This window comes from Xanthomonas sp. NCPPB 2864, assembly GCF_056675615.1.
In genome coordinates, this window is record NZ_JBWWVS010000001.1 from 859,481 (window position 1) to 875,365 (window position 15,885).

Here is a 15,885-nt window from a genome sequence, read left to right on the forward strand (position 1 = left end):
CGCCGGCAAGCGCCGGCGGGATACGTGGTGTCTTGCGCATAACACCGGCGCGCTGCGCTGGCGCTGCCAGCGTTCGCGCCGGCGGTGGTGCTACGAGAGCGGGTCGATGACGATCTCGCCAGCGAGCTTGCGTACCTGCTGCGGGTTCAGCCGGCGCGCATCGCCGCTTTCCAGCCGGCTGACCGAGAACGCGGTCGCCAGCCGTGCGCAACTTTCCAGATCGGTGGACTCGCCGAGCAGCGCGGCGGCCAGGCCGGCCACCATCGCGTCACCGGCGCCCACGCTGCTGCCCTGCGCCAGGCGCGGCGGACGCGCGATCAGGCGCTGGTCGCGCTGCACGAACAGCGCGCCTTCGGTCCCCATCGAAATGACCACCAGCTGGATGCCGCGCGCGATCAGTTCGTGCGCGGCGGCGCTGAGGGCGGCACGGTCGCTCAGCGGGCGACCGGTCCAGGCTTCCAGCTCGTGGCGGTTCGGCTTGACCGCGTACGGCAGCGCCTGGCGTTCGGCACCAAGCGCGGCCACCAGCGGCGCGCCGCTGGTGTCCAGCAGCACGCGCGCACCGGCGGCGCTGGCCTGGGCCTGCAACTGCGCCCAGCTGTCGTCCGGCAGGCCGGCCGGCAGGCTGCCCGACAGCACCACCGGCAGGCCGGGGCGCAGCAGCGGGGCGAGGTGATCGGCCACGCCCTGCAGGTGCGGCTGGCCCAGGCGCAGCCCGGGCAGGTTGATGTCGGTGGTGTCGTTGCTGCGCGCTTCGACCAGCTTGAGGTTGGTGCGTGTCTCGCCGGCCACGCGCTGGCAGTGATCGGCAATGCCGCGCTCGCGGAACAGCGCCTCGAACACGCCGGCATTGCCGACCCCGAGCACGCCGAGCGCGGCGACCTGGCTGCCCCAGTCGGCCAGACAGGCGGCCACGTTGATGCCCTTGCCGCCGGCATCGTTGCGCACGCTGCTGGCGCGATGCACCGCGCCCGGCTGCAGGCTGTCGAGCTGGATGGTCTGGTCGATCGCCGGGTTCAGCGTCACCGTGATGGCGTGCAGGTTCATGCCTGGCCCTCGCGCTGCGCTTCCAGGGCGCGCACCTGCTCTGCGGTTTCGCAGTTCAGCGCCTGCTCGGCGAGCTGCTGCAGCGTGCTCAGCGCGGTGCCGCGCAGGCGTGCCTTCACCGCCGGGATGTCGTTGGGCGTCATCGACAGTTCCTGCACGCCCAGTCCGGCCAGCAGGCTGGCGCCGAACGGATCGCCGGCCAGGCCACCGCACACGCCGACCCAGCGGTCGTGTTTGCGCGCACCTTCGATCGTGCTGCGGATCATGCGCAGCACCGCCGGGTGCAGGCTGTCGGCTTCGGCGGCCAGCTCCGGGTTCTGGCGGTCGATCGCCAGCACGTACTGGGTCAGGTCGTTGGTGCCGATCGAGAAGAAGTCCGCATGGCGCGCCAGCACGTCGGCCTGCGCGGCGGCGGCGGGTACCTCGATCATGATGCCGATCGGCACCTCGGGCGCGTCGAGTTCGGCGCGGATGCGCGCGCAGATGGCGCGCAGGGTGATCAGCTCCGGCACCGAGGTGATCATCGGGAACATGATCGACAGCCGCGCCCCGTCCTTGGCGGCGCGGTACAGCGCACGCAGCTGCGGTTCGAGCAGGTCCGGGCGACGCAGCAGCAGGCGCGCGCCGCGCACGCCCAGGAACGGGTTTTCCTCGTGCGGCAGCTCCAGATGCGCCACCTGCTTGTCGCCGCCTATATCCAGCGCGCGCACGATCAGCGGGCGGCCATCCAGCGCCTGCGCCATCGCCAGGTAGGTTGCGTGCTGCTCGTCCTCGCTGGGCGTACTGCCGCTTTCCAGGAACAGGAATTCGGTCCGCATCAGGCCGACGCCGTCGGCGCCCTGGGTCAGCGCCATCGCAACCTGGTCGGGCAGGTTGACGTTGGCGCCGATGTCGATGTGGTGGCCGTCGCTGGTTTCGGCTGGCAAGGCGCGCTGCGCGGCTTCGCGCTCGCGGATCGCCTGCTGCTCGGCGATATGCGTGCGCGCCGCATCCAGGTCCAGCTCGGACGGGTTGATGTACAGCCGCCCACTGCTGCCGTCGATGATGGCGGTGACGCCGTCTTCGATATCCATGAGTTGGCCGCCGGCCGCGACCAGCGCCGGCAGTCCGAGCGTGCGCGACAGGATCGCGGTATGCGAGGTCGGCCCGCCTTGCGCGGTGGCCAGACCGAGCACGCGTGCGGTGTCCAGGTTGGCGGTGTCCGACGGCGACAGATCGCCGGCCAGCAGGATGCAGGGCTGCTCGGGCAGGTCGGTCAGGCCGGCGCCGGCGGCAGCCGGGTCGAGCTGGCCCAGCACGCGGCGGCCGACGTCGCGCAGGTCGGCCGCGCGGCCGGCCAGCACCGGGTTGCCGAGTGCGGCCAGGCCCGAGGCGATCTGTTCCACCGCCTGGTGCCAGGACCACGCCACGCCGTGGCCTTCGACCATCAGCTGGCAGGTGCGGGTGATCAGGTCGGTGTCGTTGAGCAGCTCGGCCTGGGCCTTGAAGATCGCCGCGTCCGAGGCGCCGAGCCGGCGCTGGGTGTCGTCCTGGATCGCCGCCAGCTGCTGGCGGGTGCGGGTCAGCGCGTCGTGCAGCAGCGCGCCGCCATCGCCCAGGCCGACCGGTTGATCGGCCACCTCGGTCTGCGCCGCGCGCAGCCGGTGCACGATGCCGATCGCCACGCCCGGGCTGGCGCCGATGCCGACGATGGCCGGCTGCGCCTGCGGCGGCGTCCAGCCGGCCACCGGGGCGGCGCGGCGTTGCGCGGCACGCTCGGCATCGGCCTTTTCCTGCGCGGTCAGGCTGTCCATCACTGCGCGCAGGCGCTTGAGCAGCGCACCCGCATCAGTGCCTTCGGCCGAAACGGTGATGCTGTCGCCGGCACGCAGGCCCAGCTGCAGCAGGCCGACCAGGCTCTTGGCATCGGCGGCCTGGTCGCCGGCGCGCACCTGGGCGCGCGCCGAGAAACCGCGCGCGGTCTCGGCCCAGCGCGTGGCCGGGCGGGCGTGCAGGCCGCTGGGGTAGGCGATGGTCCATTCGAAGGATTCGGCCAGATCGGTGGCCGGCGCGGCGCTGCTGTCGGGTGCGCGGTCGCCGGTCAAGGCCGCCACGATCACGCCGGGGTCATCGGTGGTGAACAGCGCTTCCAGCTGGGCCGGGTCCTGGATCAGGCGGGTCAGCCGGCGCAGCAGGGTGATGTGGGTGTCGGACTGGGCGGCGATGCCGACCACCAGCCGGGTGGTCTGGCCCGGGTTCCACTCCACGCCCTCGGGCAACTGCAGCACGGCGATGCCATCGCGGCGCACCAGGTGGCGGTCTTCGCCGACGCCGTGCGGGATCGCCAAGCCGTGGCCGAGGAAGGTGTTCGCCAGGCCTTCGCGGCGCCGCATGCTGGCGTCGTAGCCCGGCGCCACGCAGCCGGCGGCGACCAGCAACTGGGCGGCCTGCGCGATGGCATCGTCCTTGTCGCGGGCATGCGCACGCAGGCGCACGAGTTCGGGGGTGACGGGGGCGGCTGGCGACGGAGAGGACAAGACGGACTCCGGGGGTGGGGACGGGCTGGGCAGTATAGTGGGAACGTTCCCATGTTCCAGGTCAATGTGCGCTGCACAAAAACGTTGTAGTGCTTTCGGGTTAGCATCGAATCAGAGACGGCGCCTGGCCCCAGGTGCGCAAATGGAGCGGGAACGGTCCCAGTGAGTATCAGCATCAATGACGTGGCCCGGGTGGCCGGGGTTTCCAAATCGACGGTCTCGCGCGCGCTGGGCACCGGCCCGGTCAGCGAGGAAGTACGGGCCAAGGTCGAGGCGGCGGTGCGCCAGACCGGCTACCGGCCCAACTTGATGGCGCGGCGCCTGCGATCCCAGCAGTCCGGCATCCTCGGGGTGATCGTCGCCGACATCCGCAACCCCTACTTCACCGCGCTGATCCGCGCGGTGGAGGAGGTGGCCTACCGCGCCGGCATGCGCGTGACCCTGTGCAATACCGACGAAGATCCCGAGCGCGAGGCGCTGTACCTGCAGTTGATGCAGGAAGAACGCATTACCGGGCTGATCTTTGCGCCGACCCGCAGCACGGTCGGGCGCATGCACGAGCTGGTGCTGGATTATCCGACCGTGCTGGTGGACCGCGCCGGCCCCGGCAGCCGCTACGACAGCGTGGTGCTGGATAACGCTGCGGCCATGGACGAGCTGGTCGCGCACCTGCAGGCGCAGGGCTATCGGCGAATCGGTGGGCTGTTCGGCACCAGTACCACCGCGACCGAGCGCCGCAACGGCTATCTGGCCGCGATGGCGGTGCCGGGGCTGACGCCGGCTTACCGCGAAGTGGCGCCCACCGCCGAAGCGGCGATCGCCGAAGTCGGCCAGTGGCTGGCCGGCGCTGACCGCCCCGACGCCATCGTGACCAGTAACAGCCTGTTGTTGATGGGCGCGCTCAAGGCCGCCCGCACCGCCGGTCTGCGCATCCCCGACGACCTGGCGCTGGCCGGCTTCGACAACGAGCGCTGGACCGACCTGGTCGAGCCGGGCATCACCGTGGTCGAGCAACCGGTCGAGGACATGGGCCGCGCGGCGATGTCGCTGCTGCTCGAGCGTTTGAGCAATCCGCAGCTACCGATCCGCCGCATGGTGATGACCGGCCGCTGCATGGTCCGCGGCTCTACCGGCGCACGCCCGCGCACCTAGCCGCCGGCATCGTAGGCGCGCACCCGGGCGCGACGGGCGTTACCGGTGAGGCCTATCGCGCCCAGGTGCGCTCCTACGACGGCATGGCGGTTGTCGCGGGTCGCGCTGTGCGGGTCCTGTCGAAGCACGCCATGTCACCAATCCCCGCCACTCCGTAGGAGCGCACCCGGGCGCGACGGGCGTTACCGGTGAGCCCTATCGCGCCCAGGTGCGCTCCTACGACGGCATGGCGGTTGTCGCGGATCGCGCTGCGCGGGTCCTGTCGAAGCACGCCATGTCACCAATTCCCGCCACTTCGTAGGAGCGCACCCGAGCGCGACGGGCGTTACCGGTGAGGCCTATCGCGCCCAGGTGCGCTCCTACGACGGCGTGGCGTTCGTTGCGGATCGCGCTGTGCGGGTCCTGCCCAGGCACGCCATGTCACCAATCCCCGCCACTCCGTAGGAGCGCACCCGGGCGCGACGGGCGTTACCGGTGAGGCCCATCGCGCCCGGGTGCGCTCCTACGAGACATGACTGCAGCGCAGCCAAAAAAAAGCCCCGGCACTGCCGGGGCTTTTCGTTCTGCGCCATGTCCGGGATCAGCGATCCGGACGATGCGGGCCCGAGTCGTTCTGCGCGAGCAGGTATTCCTTGGACTGTTCGTCCAGCTTGTCGCCCAGCATGCGGCGCACCACCACGAAGAACAGCGGAATGAAGATCACGCCGAGCACGGTGGCGAACACCATGCCGCCGATCACGCCGGTACCGATGGAGTGACGCGAGTTGGCGCCGGCACCGGTGGAGATGGCCAGCGGCAGCACACCTAGGATGAAGGCGAACGAAGTCATCAGGATCGGGCGGAAGCGCAGATGCGCCGCTTCCAGCGTCGCCTCGCGCAGCGTCTTGCCTGCCGCACGCTGCTCCACCGCGAACTCCACGATCAGGATCGCATTCTTCGCCGCCAGGCCGATCACGGTGATCATGCCGATCTTGAAGTACAGATCGTTCGGCAGACCGCGCAGCATCGAGAAGGTGATCGCACCCAGCACGCCGATCGGCACCACCATCAGCACCGCCACCGGAATCGACCAGCTCTCGTAGAGCGCGGCCAGGCACAGGAACACCACCACCACCGACAACGCCAGCAACAGCGTGGCCGCATTACCGGCAATGATTTCCTGGTACGACATGCCGCTCCAGTCGAAACCGAAGCCCGGCGGCAGGTCGTTGTTGACGATCTCCTCCATCGCGGTCATCGCCTGGCCGGAGCTGCCGCCCGGCGCCGGGTTGCCGACGATATTCACCGCCGAATAGCCGTTGTAGCGGTTCAGTGCCGGCGAGGCGTAGGTCCAGTCGGCCTTGACCACATTGCTCAGCGGAATCATTCCCGGCTGACCATCGGCACCGGTGGCCGTGGCGCTGGGGCTGAAGAAGCTGCGCAGCGACTCCGGGCCGGTACGGAACTGGTCGTCGGCACGGATGTTGACGCGCTTGATGCGGCCTTCGGAAAAGTAGTCGTTGATGTAGACAGGCGCCAGCATCAGCTGGATCGAGCTGTAGACGTCGCTGACGTCCAGGCCCATCGACTGCGCCTGCACACGGTCCACGTGCAACTGCAGCTGCGGCGCGTCTTCCAGGCCATTCGGGCGCACGCCCACCATGGTGTCCTGCTTTTCCGCCGCCTTGCCCAGCACGATGTTGCGCGCCTGGGTCAAAGCTTGCTGGCCTGCGCCGGAGCGGTCCTGCAGCCACATGTCGAAGCCGCCGAACTGGCCCAGGCCCTGCACGGTGGGCAGGTTGACCACGAAGATCTGCGCGCCCTTGATGCCGTAGAAGGCACCGTTGAGCTGCTGGATCAACTGCTCGGCAGTGACGTCACGCTCTTCCCACGGCTTGAGCCGGATGAAGCCCATGCCGACGTTTTCGCCCGAACCCAGGAAGCTGAAGCCGGCGATCTGCAGCATGCCTTCCACGGCCGGCTGCTTCTCCAGCACCGCACGCATCTGCGCGAAGGCCTCGTTGGTGCGGATCTTGGTCGCGCCCGGCGGCAGCTGCACGATGGCCACCGCAAAGCCCTGATCCTCTTCCGGCAGGAAGCTGCCCGGCATGCGGGTGAACAGGAAGCCGCACAGCACCACCAGCACCACGAACACGATCATCCACGGCGGCGAGCGCTTGAGGGTGTGGCCGACCACGCCGACATAGCGATGCGCCAGCTTGTCGTAGTACTTGTCGAAGGTGCGGTAGATCCAGTTCTTCTTGGTCGAATGGGTCGACTTGAGGAACGCGCCGCACAGCGCCGGGGTGAAGCTCAACGCCAGGAACGCGGAGAACCCCATCGACATGGCGATGGTCAGTGCGAACTGCTTGTAGATCGCGCCCGAAGCGCCCGGTTGCAGCGAGGAGGGGATGAACACCGCTGCCAGCACCACGGTGATGGCCACCACCGCGCCGGTGATCTGGGTCATCGCCTTCTGGGTGGCCGCCTTCGGCTCCAGGTGTTCCTCGCTCATGATGCGTTCGACGTTCTCGATCACCACGATCGCGTCGTCGACCACGATGCCGATCGCCAGCACCATCGCAAACAGCGTCAGCTGGTTGATGGTGAAGCCGATCATGTACATGCCGAAGAACGTGCCCAGCAGCGCGACCGGAATCACCAGCGTGGGGATGACGGTGGCGCGGAAGTTCTGCAGGAACAGCAGCATCACCAGGAACACCAGCACGATGGCTTCCACCAGCGTGTGGATCACTTCCTCGATGGAGATGCGCACGAAGGTGGTCGATTCGTACGGCGCAAACCAGGTCACGCCCTGCGGGAAGGTCGGCTGCAGTTCGTCGAGCTTGGCACCGACCGCCTCGGAGACGTTCAGGGCGTTGGCACCCGGCAACAGCTGGATACCGAAGGCGCCGGTGGGCTTGCCGTTGTACTGGGTGTCGAAGCCGTAGTTGCTAGGCCCCACGGTGACCCGTGCGACGTCCTTCAACCGCACCGTGGCGCCGTTGTTGTCGGTGCGCAGGATGATGTTCTCGAACTGGTCCGGCGAGCTGAAGCGGCCCTCGGCCGAGACCGTGGCGGTGAAGCTGATGCCTTCCGGGGTCGGGTCGGCGCCCACCGAACCGGCCGCGAACTGCACGTTCTGGTTGCGCACCGCGGTCAGCACCTGGGTGGCCGACAGGTTGTAGCCCTGCAGCTTCTCCGGGTTCAACCAGATGTTCATCGCGTACTCGGCGCCGAACTGGTTGGTGCTGCCCACGCCGGGCACGCGCGAGATCTGCTCGAGCACGCGCGAGCCGACGATGTCGTTGAGCGCGTCGCGGTTGATCGACGGGTTGTCCGAGCGCAACGCGGCCACCATCAGGAAGCCGGCGTTGGCCTTGGCCACCACCACACCCTGCTGGGTGACTTCCGAGGGCAGGCGCGGCGTGGCCAGCGACACCTTGTTCTGCACCTGCACCTGCGCGATATCCGCGTCGGTGCCGGTTTCGAAGGTCAGCGTGATGGTCACGCGGCCGTTGGCGGCCGAGGACGAGTTGAAGTACAGCAGGTGGTCGATACCGGTGAGCTGCTGCTCGATGACCTGGGTCACCGCTTTTTCGGCGGTATCGGCGCTGGCGCCGGGAAAGTTGGCGGTAACGGTGACCTGCGGCGGGGCGATCGTGGGGTACGACTCGATACCCAGATTCAGGATCGAGATCACGCCCGCAAGCGAGATCAGGATCGCCACCACCCAGGCAAAGACAGGGTGTTCGATGAAAAACTTAGGCATGTCCGGGTTCCGTTACTGCTGCTTGGACTGGGAGTCGGCCGGCTGCGCCGCAGCGTCCGGCTTGGACTGTTCCTGCGCGGCCGGTGCCGCTGCATCGGCCTTGTCGGCCGCCGGTGCGGCCTGCGCGCCGCCGCCCTGGGCAGCGGCGGGAGCCGCGCCCGGTGCGCCGGGCTGGCCGCCCTGCGCCGGCTTGTTCGGATCCCACGGCACGCCCTTGGCCGGCTGGCCTTCCTTCGCCTTCTGCACGCCGTCGACGATCACCTGGTCGCCCGGGGTCACGCCCGCGGTGACGATCCACTGGCCCTTCTGCTGGCCATCGACGGTGAGATTCTTGCGCACCACCTTGCCGTCCTTGCCCAGCACCAGCGCGTAGGCGCCGGTGGCATCGCGCTGCACGGCCTGCTGCGGCACCAGGTAGGCGTTGTTGCGCTGGCCAAGGCTGGCCTTGAAGGTCACGAACGCGCCCGGCAGCAGCGCCTGCTCCGGATTGGGCAGGGTCGCGCGCAGCGACACCGCACCGGTGCTCGGGTCCACCGTCACCGCCGACACATCCAGCGTACCCGGGTGCGGGTACTGCGTGCCGTTGCCCAGTTCCACGTTGATGGTGGACTTGCCATCGCCGCTGAGCTGCACGTTGCCGCTGCTCTGGGCCTGGCGCAGGGCGGCCAGTTCTTCGCTGCTCATCGCAAAGTTCACGTACAGCGGGTCGATCTGGTCGACCGTGGTCAGCAGGGTCGCCTCACCGGCGCCCACCAGCGCACCTTCGGTCACGCGCTGGATGCCGGCGCGGCCGGTGATCGGCGAGGTGACGCTGGCAAAGCCGAGCTGGATGCGGGCGGACTCGACCTGGCCGCGTGCCTGCTGCACGTTGGCGCCGGAGGAGCGCTCGGTGGCTTCGGCATTGTCGATGTCGGCACGCGACACATATTGCTGCGGAGCCAGGCTGCGCGCGCGCTTGGCGGCGACCTGGGCATTAGCATAGGTCGCCTGGGCGGCGGCCAGCTGCCCTTGCGCCTGCAGCAGCGTGGCCTTCAGCGGCGCCGGGTCGATCTCGAACAGCGGCTGGCCTTCCTTGACGTCGGTACCTTCGGTGTACAGGCGCTTGAGCAGCACGCCGTCCACACGCGCGCGCACGTCGGCCGAGCGGAATGCCGACAGCCGGCCGACCAGGTCGCGTTCCAGCGGCAGGGTCTGCGGCTTCATTTCCAGCACCGACACTTCCGGCGGCGGCGGCGCCTGCTGTTGTTCGGGCTTGCTGCAGGCAGCCAGCGCCAGGGTGATGGCACAGGCCAGGCCGAATGTGCGGAGCGGGGCGATCATCAGGAGGAACTCCGTTAGGGTCTTGAAGTGAGAAAGGAAAGCGGGGACAGCGAAGGCGTGGCAGCGACCGCGGCAAATGCGCGCAGGAAGGTGTCGACAGCGAATTGCGCCCACTGCTGCCTGGCGGGAAGGCCGGCGCGGTGGGGAACCTGAAAGCGTTGCCGGTCGAAATCCAGACCGACGATCATGCTCAACAGCAGTTCGGCCATACAGTGCGGATCGTCATGGCGCAGCTGGCCGGCCTGCATCGCCTGCTCGAAGCGCTGCGCCAGGCGCTGCTGCATGCCGACGACCCCGTCCTGGAAGATCTGCTGCGACTGATCGGGGAACCGGTGCGATTCGGCTTCCACCAACCGGCAGGTCTGTAACACATCCGGGCGGTTTAGGCGGTCAAGGTGGGCCAGTGCGAAGGCCAGCAGATCCTCGCGCAACTCGCCCGAGGCGGTGCCTAGCGGCACCGTGGCCAGGTGCACATGGTCCTGGAGCACATCGCGCAGCAGGTTTTCTTTACAACCGTAATAACTATAGAGCGTCTGCTTGGAGCAGCCGGCGCGCTCGGCCACCGCGTCCATGCTCAGCCGCATGCCGCGCTCGGCAAGCAGCGTATGCACAGCCGCATGGATGCGGCGATCGCAGTCCGAGCGCCGGGCAGCACGGTGGGAACGGGGGGTCATGGCGGTAGACTATACCGTCCAGTTTAGTTTTTAAACAGGCTTGACGGTCGCAGTTCTGTCTGCGCAACGCCTTGTGGCCCAAGCGCCCGGCCGGACTTTGCCGGTTGTGGCGGTCTGGCGGGTGGCCATGCAGGTGCCAATCCGGCGCCGCTGCAGGAATGACAGTCGGGTAGTGCTTTTGCGCCGCGCCGGGGGCGGGCGTCCGACCAGGATTTTGCGCTATGCAGCAAGGCGTCTTCATCCGGCGCCGGTACAATTCAGGTTTTCCACCGAGCATCCCAGCGCTCTCATGACAGCCAAGAAAGCTGCTTCGAAATCGTCCACGACGTCGGTCAAACCGGTCGCCGACCATGCCGTCCCCGTGCTTGCCACCGCGCCGCAGGCGGTCACCCTGGAGCCGGTGTTTGCCGCGTTGCGCAAGCGCTACCCGGCCGCCCGCCAGTCCGAGGTGCAGCTGTTCGCCGCCGACTTCTACCGGCGCATGGAAGAGGACGAGTTCCCCAACCACCCGGCCGAACAGTGGGCGGCCCTGGCGGCGGACATGCTGGAATTTGCGCGCACGCGCAAGGCCGGCACGGTCAATGTGCGGGTGTTCAACCCGACCCTGAAGAGCCACGGTTACGAATCGCCGCACACGCTGCTGCAGATCGTCAACGACGACATGCCGTTCCTGGTGGACTCGGTGAGCATGACGCTATCGGACCTGGGCATCGGCGTGCACGTGCTCGGCCACCCGGTGCTGCGCATTGCGCGCGACAAGGCCGGCAAGCTGACCGCGGTGGGCGAGGGCAAGAGCGAGTCGCTGATGGTGCTGGAGATCGACCGCCAGCCCGCCGAGGACATGCCCAAGGTGGAAGCGGCGGTGCGCAAGGTGCTGGGCGAGGTGCGCGCGATCGTGCACGACTGGGCGTCGATGCGCGAAAAAATGGTGATGCTGGCCGACGACCTGGCCACCCGCCGCCTGCCGATGGACGACATCAGCCGCCACGAGGCGCAGGAGTTCCTGCGCTGGGCGGCGGCCGACCATTTCACCTTCTTCGGCTATCGCGAGTACCGCGTGGAGAAGCAGGACGGCCAGGACGTGCTGGCGCCGGTGGAAGAAACCGGCCTGGGCCTGATGCGCGGCCGCGACACCTCACCGGCGCGCCCGGTGACCACGCTGGCGGCGCACGGCCTGAACACCTCGGCCAAGCTCAAGGATGCGCTGATCCTGACCAAGACCAATGCGCGCTCGCGCGTGCATCGGGTCGGCTACATGGATTACATCGGCATCCTGGAATTCGATGCCAAGGGCCGTATCGTCGGCGAGCAGCGTTTCCTGGGCCTGTTCACCTCCAGCGCCTACAACCGCCGCCCGTGGGAAATCCCGCTGGTGCGCCAGCGCCACGAATACGTGATGAGCAAGTCCGGGCTGACCCCGAGCAGCCACAGCGGCAAGGCGTTGCGGCACATTCTCGAGACGCTGCCACGCGAGGAGCTGTTCCAGTCCAACGAGGAAGAGCTGTATCGCACCGCGATCGGCATCCTCGGCCTGCAGGAGCGCGTGCGCAGCCGCATGTTCCTGCGCCGCGACAAGTACAGCCGCTTCATCTCCGCGCTGGTGTACATCCCGCGCGAACGCTTCAACACCGATGTGCGGCTGCGCATCGAAGCCTTGCTCAAGGACGCGCTGCACGGCGAATACATCGATTCCAGCGTGGTGCTGGGCGAGTCGCCGCTGGCGCAGCTGCACCTGATCGTGCGGCCCAAGAGTGGCGAGGCGCTGGAATTCAACACTACCGAACTCGAGGCCCGGCTGGCGCATCTGCTGCGCAACTGGCGCGATGCCCTGCGCGAGGCGCTGGTGGCGCGGCATGGCGAGGTCAATGGCCTGCGCATGGCCGCCAACTTCGGGCGTGCGCTGCCGGCCGGCTACATCGAGGACTCGTCGATCGAATCGGCGGTGTCCGACGTCGAGCATCTGGCCGCACTGGACGGCCCGGACGATCTGCACCTGAGCCTGCAGGAGATCCGTCGCGACGACGGCGTGCGGCTGGACGCCGGCGAGGGCCTGCGCCTGAAGCTGTATCGCCAGCTCGACGACATCCCGTTGTCCGATGCGATGCCGATGATGGAGAACATGGGCCTGCGGGTGATCTCCGAGCGGCCATACCGGCTGCAGGTCGGCGAGACGCCGGTCTACATCCAGGATTTCGAGGTCGAATCGACCTCCGGCAAGATCAACGCAGCCAATGCCGACGCCGGTTTCGGCGAAGCCTTCGAGCGGATCTGGAGCGGCGATGCCGAAAACGACGGCTTCAACCGCCTGATTCTGGCCGCCGGCCTGCACTGGCGCCAGGTCGCGCTGCTGCGCGGCTACTGCAAGTATCTGCTGCAGACCGCTGTGCCGTTTTCGCAGGCCTATGTCGAGGCGACGTTTACCCGTTACCCGCTGCTGGCGCGCCTGCTGGTAGAACTGTTCGAAGCGCGCTTCGATCCGGCCACCGGCAGCGAGACCAAGGCGCAGATCTTTGCCGGGCAGGAACGCCTGCGCGAGGAACTGTCGGTGCTGGCAGGTGACGACGAGGCCACGCTCAAGGCCCTGGAGCCGGTGTTGCAGGCGCGCGGAAGCGACCGCGATGCGCAGCAGGAAGCCACCCGCGCGACGTTGCTGAAGCTGATGGACCGCGTCTCCAGCCTGGACGAGGACCGCATCCTGCGCAGCTTTATCGGTGTGATCGATGCGACGCTGCGCACCAACTATTACCAGACCGACAAGAGCGGCAAGCACGGCCACTGCATCAGCTTCAAGCTGGATTCTTCGATCGTGCCGGACCTGCCCAAGCCGCGCCCATACCGCGAGATCTTCGTCTACAGCCCGCGGGTGGAGGGCGTGCACCTGCGCTTCGGCGCGGTGGCGCGTGGCGGCCTGCGCTGGTCGGACCGGCGCGAGGATTTCCGCACCGAGGTGCTGGGCCTGGTCAAGGCGCAGATGGTCAAGAACACCGTCATCGTGCCGGTCGGGGCCAAGGGCGGTTTCTACGTCAAGCGCTCGCCGGTCGGCGGCGACCGCGATGCGATCCAGGCCGAAGGCATCGCCTGCTACAAGCTGTTCATCCAGAGCCTGCTCGACATCACCGACAACATCGTCGGCGGCAAGATCGTGCCGCCGCCGCAGGTGGTGCGTCACGACCAGGATGATCCGTACCTGGTGGTCGCGGCCGACAAGGGCACCGCCACGTTCTCCGACATCGCCAACGGGCTGGCGCTGGACCACGGCTTCTGGCTGGGCGATGCGTTCGCTTCCGGCGGTTCGGTCGGTTACGACCACAAGGGCATGGGCATCACCGCGCGCGGTGCGTGGGAGTCGGTCAAGCGCCACTTCCGTGCGATGGGGCGCGATTGCCAGAGCCAGGACTTCAGCGTGGTCGGCATCGGCGACATGTCCGGCGACGTGTTCGGCAACGGCATGCTGTTGTCACGGCATATCCGCCTGCTGGCCGCGTTCGATCACCGGCATATCTTCCTGGATCCCAATCCGGATGCCGCTGCCTCGTTCGCCGAGCGCGAGCGCCTGTTCAAGCTGCCGCGTTCCAGCTGGGCCGACTACGAGGCCAAGCTGATCAGCGCCGGCGGCGGCATCTATCCGCGCACGCTCAAGTCCATCGACATCAGCGCGCCGGTGCGCGAGGTCCTGGGCTTGGAATCCGACGTCAAGCAGCTCTCGCCCAACGAGCTGATGAACGCCATCCTCAAGGCGCCGGTGGACCTGTTCTGGAATGGCGGCATCGGCACCTACGTCAAGGCGTCCAGCGAGTCGCACGCCGATGTGGGCGACCGCGCCAACAACGGCCTGCGCGTCAACGGTGGCGAGCTGCGCTGCAAGGTGGTGGGCGAGGGTGGCAACCTGGGCCTGACCCAGCTCGGCCGCATCGAGGCCGCGCAGGCCGGGGTGCTGCTCAACACCGACTTCATCGACAACTCGGCCGGCGTGGACACCTCCGATCACGAGGTGAACATCAAGATCCTGCTCAACGACATGGTGCAGGCCAAGAAGCTCACCTACGACGCGCGCAACACATTGCTCGCTTCGATGACCGACGAAGTGGCCGACCTGGTGTTGTGGGACAACTACCGCCAGAACCAGGCGATCAGCCTGATGGAGCGGATGAGCGTCAAACGTCTCGGCTCCAAGCAGCACTTCATCCGCACGCTGGAACTGCAGGGCCTGCTCGATCGCCAGATCGAGTTCCTGCCGTCCGATGCCGAACTGTCCGCACGCAAGGCGCGCGGGCAGGGCTTGTCGCGCCCGGAGCTGTCGGTGCTGTTGTCGTACTCCAAGCTGGTGGCATTCCAGCAGCTGCTGGAATCGGATATTCCCGAAGACCCGTATCTGTCCAAGGAATTGCAGCGTTACTTCCCGCAGCCGCTGCAGAAAAAGTACGCCGATGCGATGGAGCGTCACCGCCTCAAGCGCGAGATCATCGCCACCGCGGTGACCAACACCACCATCAACCGCATGGGCGCCACCTTCCTGATGCGCATGCAGGAAGACACCGGCCGCAGCATCGCCGAGGTCGCCAAGGCCTACACCATCAGCCGCGAGACGCTGGATGCACGCGCGCTGTGGACGCAGATCGACGCGTTGGACGGCAAGGTGCCCGAGTCGGTGCAGATCGATGCGCTGGAAGTGATCTGGCGGCTGCAGCGCTCGTTCGTGCGTTGGCTGCTGTTGCGTCCGGGCCAGATGCCGGGCATCACCGCGGCGGTGGAGCGTTACCACGGCCCGTTCAACGACATCCGTGTCGCCTCCGGTGTGCTCTCCGATACGCAGCGCCCGCAGTACGAAGCCAGCGTGCAGGAATGGCAGGACAAGGGCCTACCGCCGCAGCTGGCGCAGCAGTTGTCCGAGCTACGCTATCTGGAACCGGCCTTCGACATCATCGAAACCGCACGCACCCGCAAGCTCAAGCCGGTGGACGTGTCCAAGGTGCATTTCCGCCTGGGCGAAGCGCTGCGTTTGCCGTGGTTGTTTGAGCAGATCGACGCGCTGGAGGTCAACGGCCGCTGGCACGCGGTGGCACGTGGTGTGCTGCGCGACGAGCTGGCCGCGCATCAACGCGCACTGGTGGCGCAGGTGCTGACCCTGCCCGGCAGCAGCGCCGAGGACAAGGTGGCCAATTGGCTGGCACGCGACGATTCCAGCCTGCGCTTCACCCTGGCCATGCTCGCCGATGTGGCCGAGCAGAAGACCCTGGACTACCCGACCGTATCGGTCGCAGTGCAGCGTCTCGGGCAACTGGCGGCACACGGCTTGTAAGGACGTGCCAAAGCGCGATGGCGGAGCTGAGAATCCGTCATCGTGCTTCTCTACTAATTGCAATTGCTTCCAGCAAATAGTCTGCCCGTGGGCGTAATGCTGTTCACTTTAAGAAAAAACGGCGCT

At 67.6% G+C, this 15,885-nt stretch carries 7 protein-coding genes; 2 read left to right on the top strand and 5 right to left on the bottom strand.

Annotation, left to right across the window (positions count from 1 at the left end; all coding sequences use genetic code 11):
- Positions 1-90: 90 nt before the first annotated feature.
- Together pfkB and ptsP are read right to left on the bottom strand one after the other, a co-directional pair.
- A complete protein-coding gene (gene pfkB, locus AC1KVE_RS03605; protein ID WP_126966033.1) occupies positions 91-1,047 on the bottom strand; it encodes a 1-phosphofructokinase in 957 nt (318 codons plus the stop codon).
- A complete protein-coding gene (gene ptsP / locus AC1KVE_RS03610) occupies positions 1,044-3,563 on the bottom strand; it encodes a phosphoenolpyruvate--protein phosphotransferase (RefSeq protein ID WP_481091900.1) in 2,520 nt (839 codons plus the stop codon). Before ptsP ends, pfkB begins: the two co-directional genes overlap by 4 nt.
- A 162-nt stretch (positions 3,564-3,725) precedes the next feature.
- Between ptsP and AC1KVE_RS03615 the strand changes: the two genes are divergently transcribed.
- Complete coding sequence (locus AC1KVE_RS03615) at positions 3,726-4,715, top strand: LacI family DNA-binding transcriptional regulator (protein WP_184456178.1); 990 nt, start codon at positions 3,726-3,728, stop codon at positions 4,713-4,715.
- Between the two features lie 580 nt (positions 4,716-5,295).
- Here AC1KVE_RS03615 and AC1KVE_RS03620 read toward each other — a convergent pair.
- The 3 genes from AC1KVE_RS03620 to AC1KVE_RS03630 are packed head-to-tail and all read right to left on the bottom strand — an operon-like array spanning position 5,296 to position 10,460.
- The gene (locus AC1KVE_RS03620; protein ID WP_065031636.1) at positions 5,296-8,466 is read right to left on the bottom strand and encodes a multidrug efflux RND transporter permease subunit; all 3,171 of its coding nucleotides are present in this window, start codon (positions 8,464-8,466) and stop codon (positions 5,296-5,298) included.
- 12 nt (positions 8,467-8,478) lie between these two features.
- Positions 8,479-9,786 (bottom strand): efflux RND transporter periplasmic adaptor subunit, encoded by a 1,308-nt coding sequence (locus tag AC1KVE_RS03625; RefSeq protein WP_046343141.1) that lies wholly within the window; start codon positions 9,784-9,786, stop codon positions 8,479-8,481.
- 14 nt (positions 9,787-9,800) lie between these two features.
- The gene (locus AC1KVE_RS03630) at positions 9,801-10,460 is read right to left on the bottom strand and encodes a TetR/AcrR family transcriptional regulator (protein ID WP_024940186.1); all 660 of its coding nucleotides are present in this window, start codon (positions 10,458-10,460) and stop codon (positions 9,801-9,803) included.
- A gap of 289 nt (positions 10,461-10,749) precedes the next feature.
- Here AC1KVE_RS03630 and AC1KVE_RS03635 point away from each other — a divergent pair, with 289 nt between their 5' ends.
- Positions 10,750-15,759: an NAD-glutamate dehydrogenase gene (locus AC1KVE_RS03635; RefSeq protein ID WP_481091899.1), complete on the top strand. Its 5,010-nt coding sequence runs from the start codon at positions 10,750-10,752 to the stop codon at positions 15,757-15,759.
- Positions 15,760-15,885 lie beyond the last annotated feature (126 nt).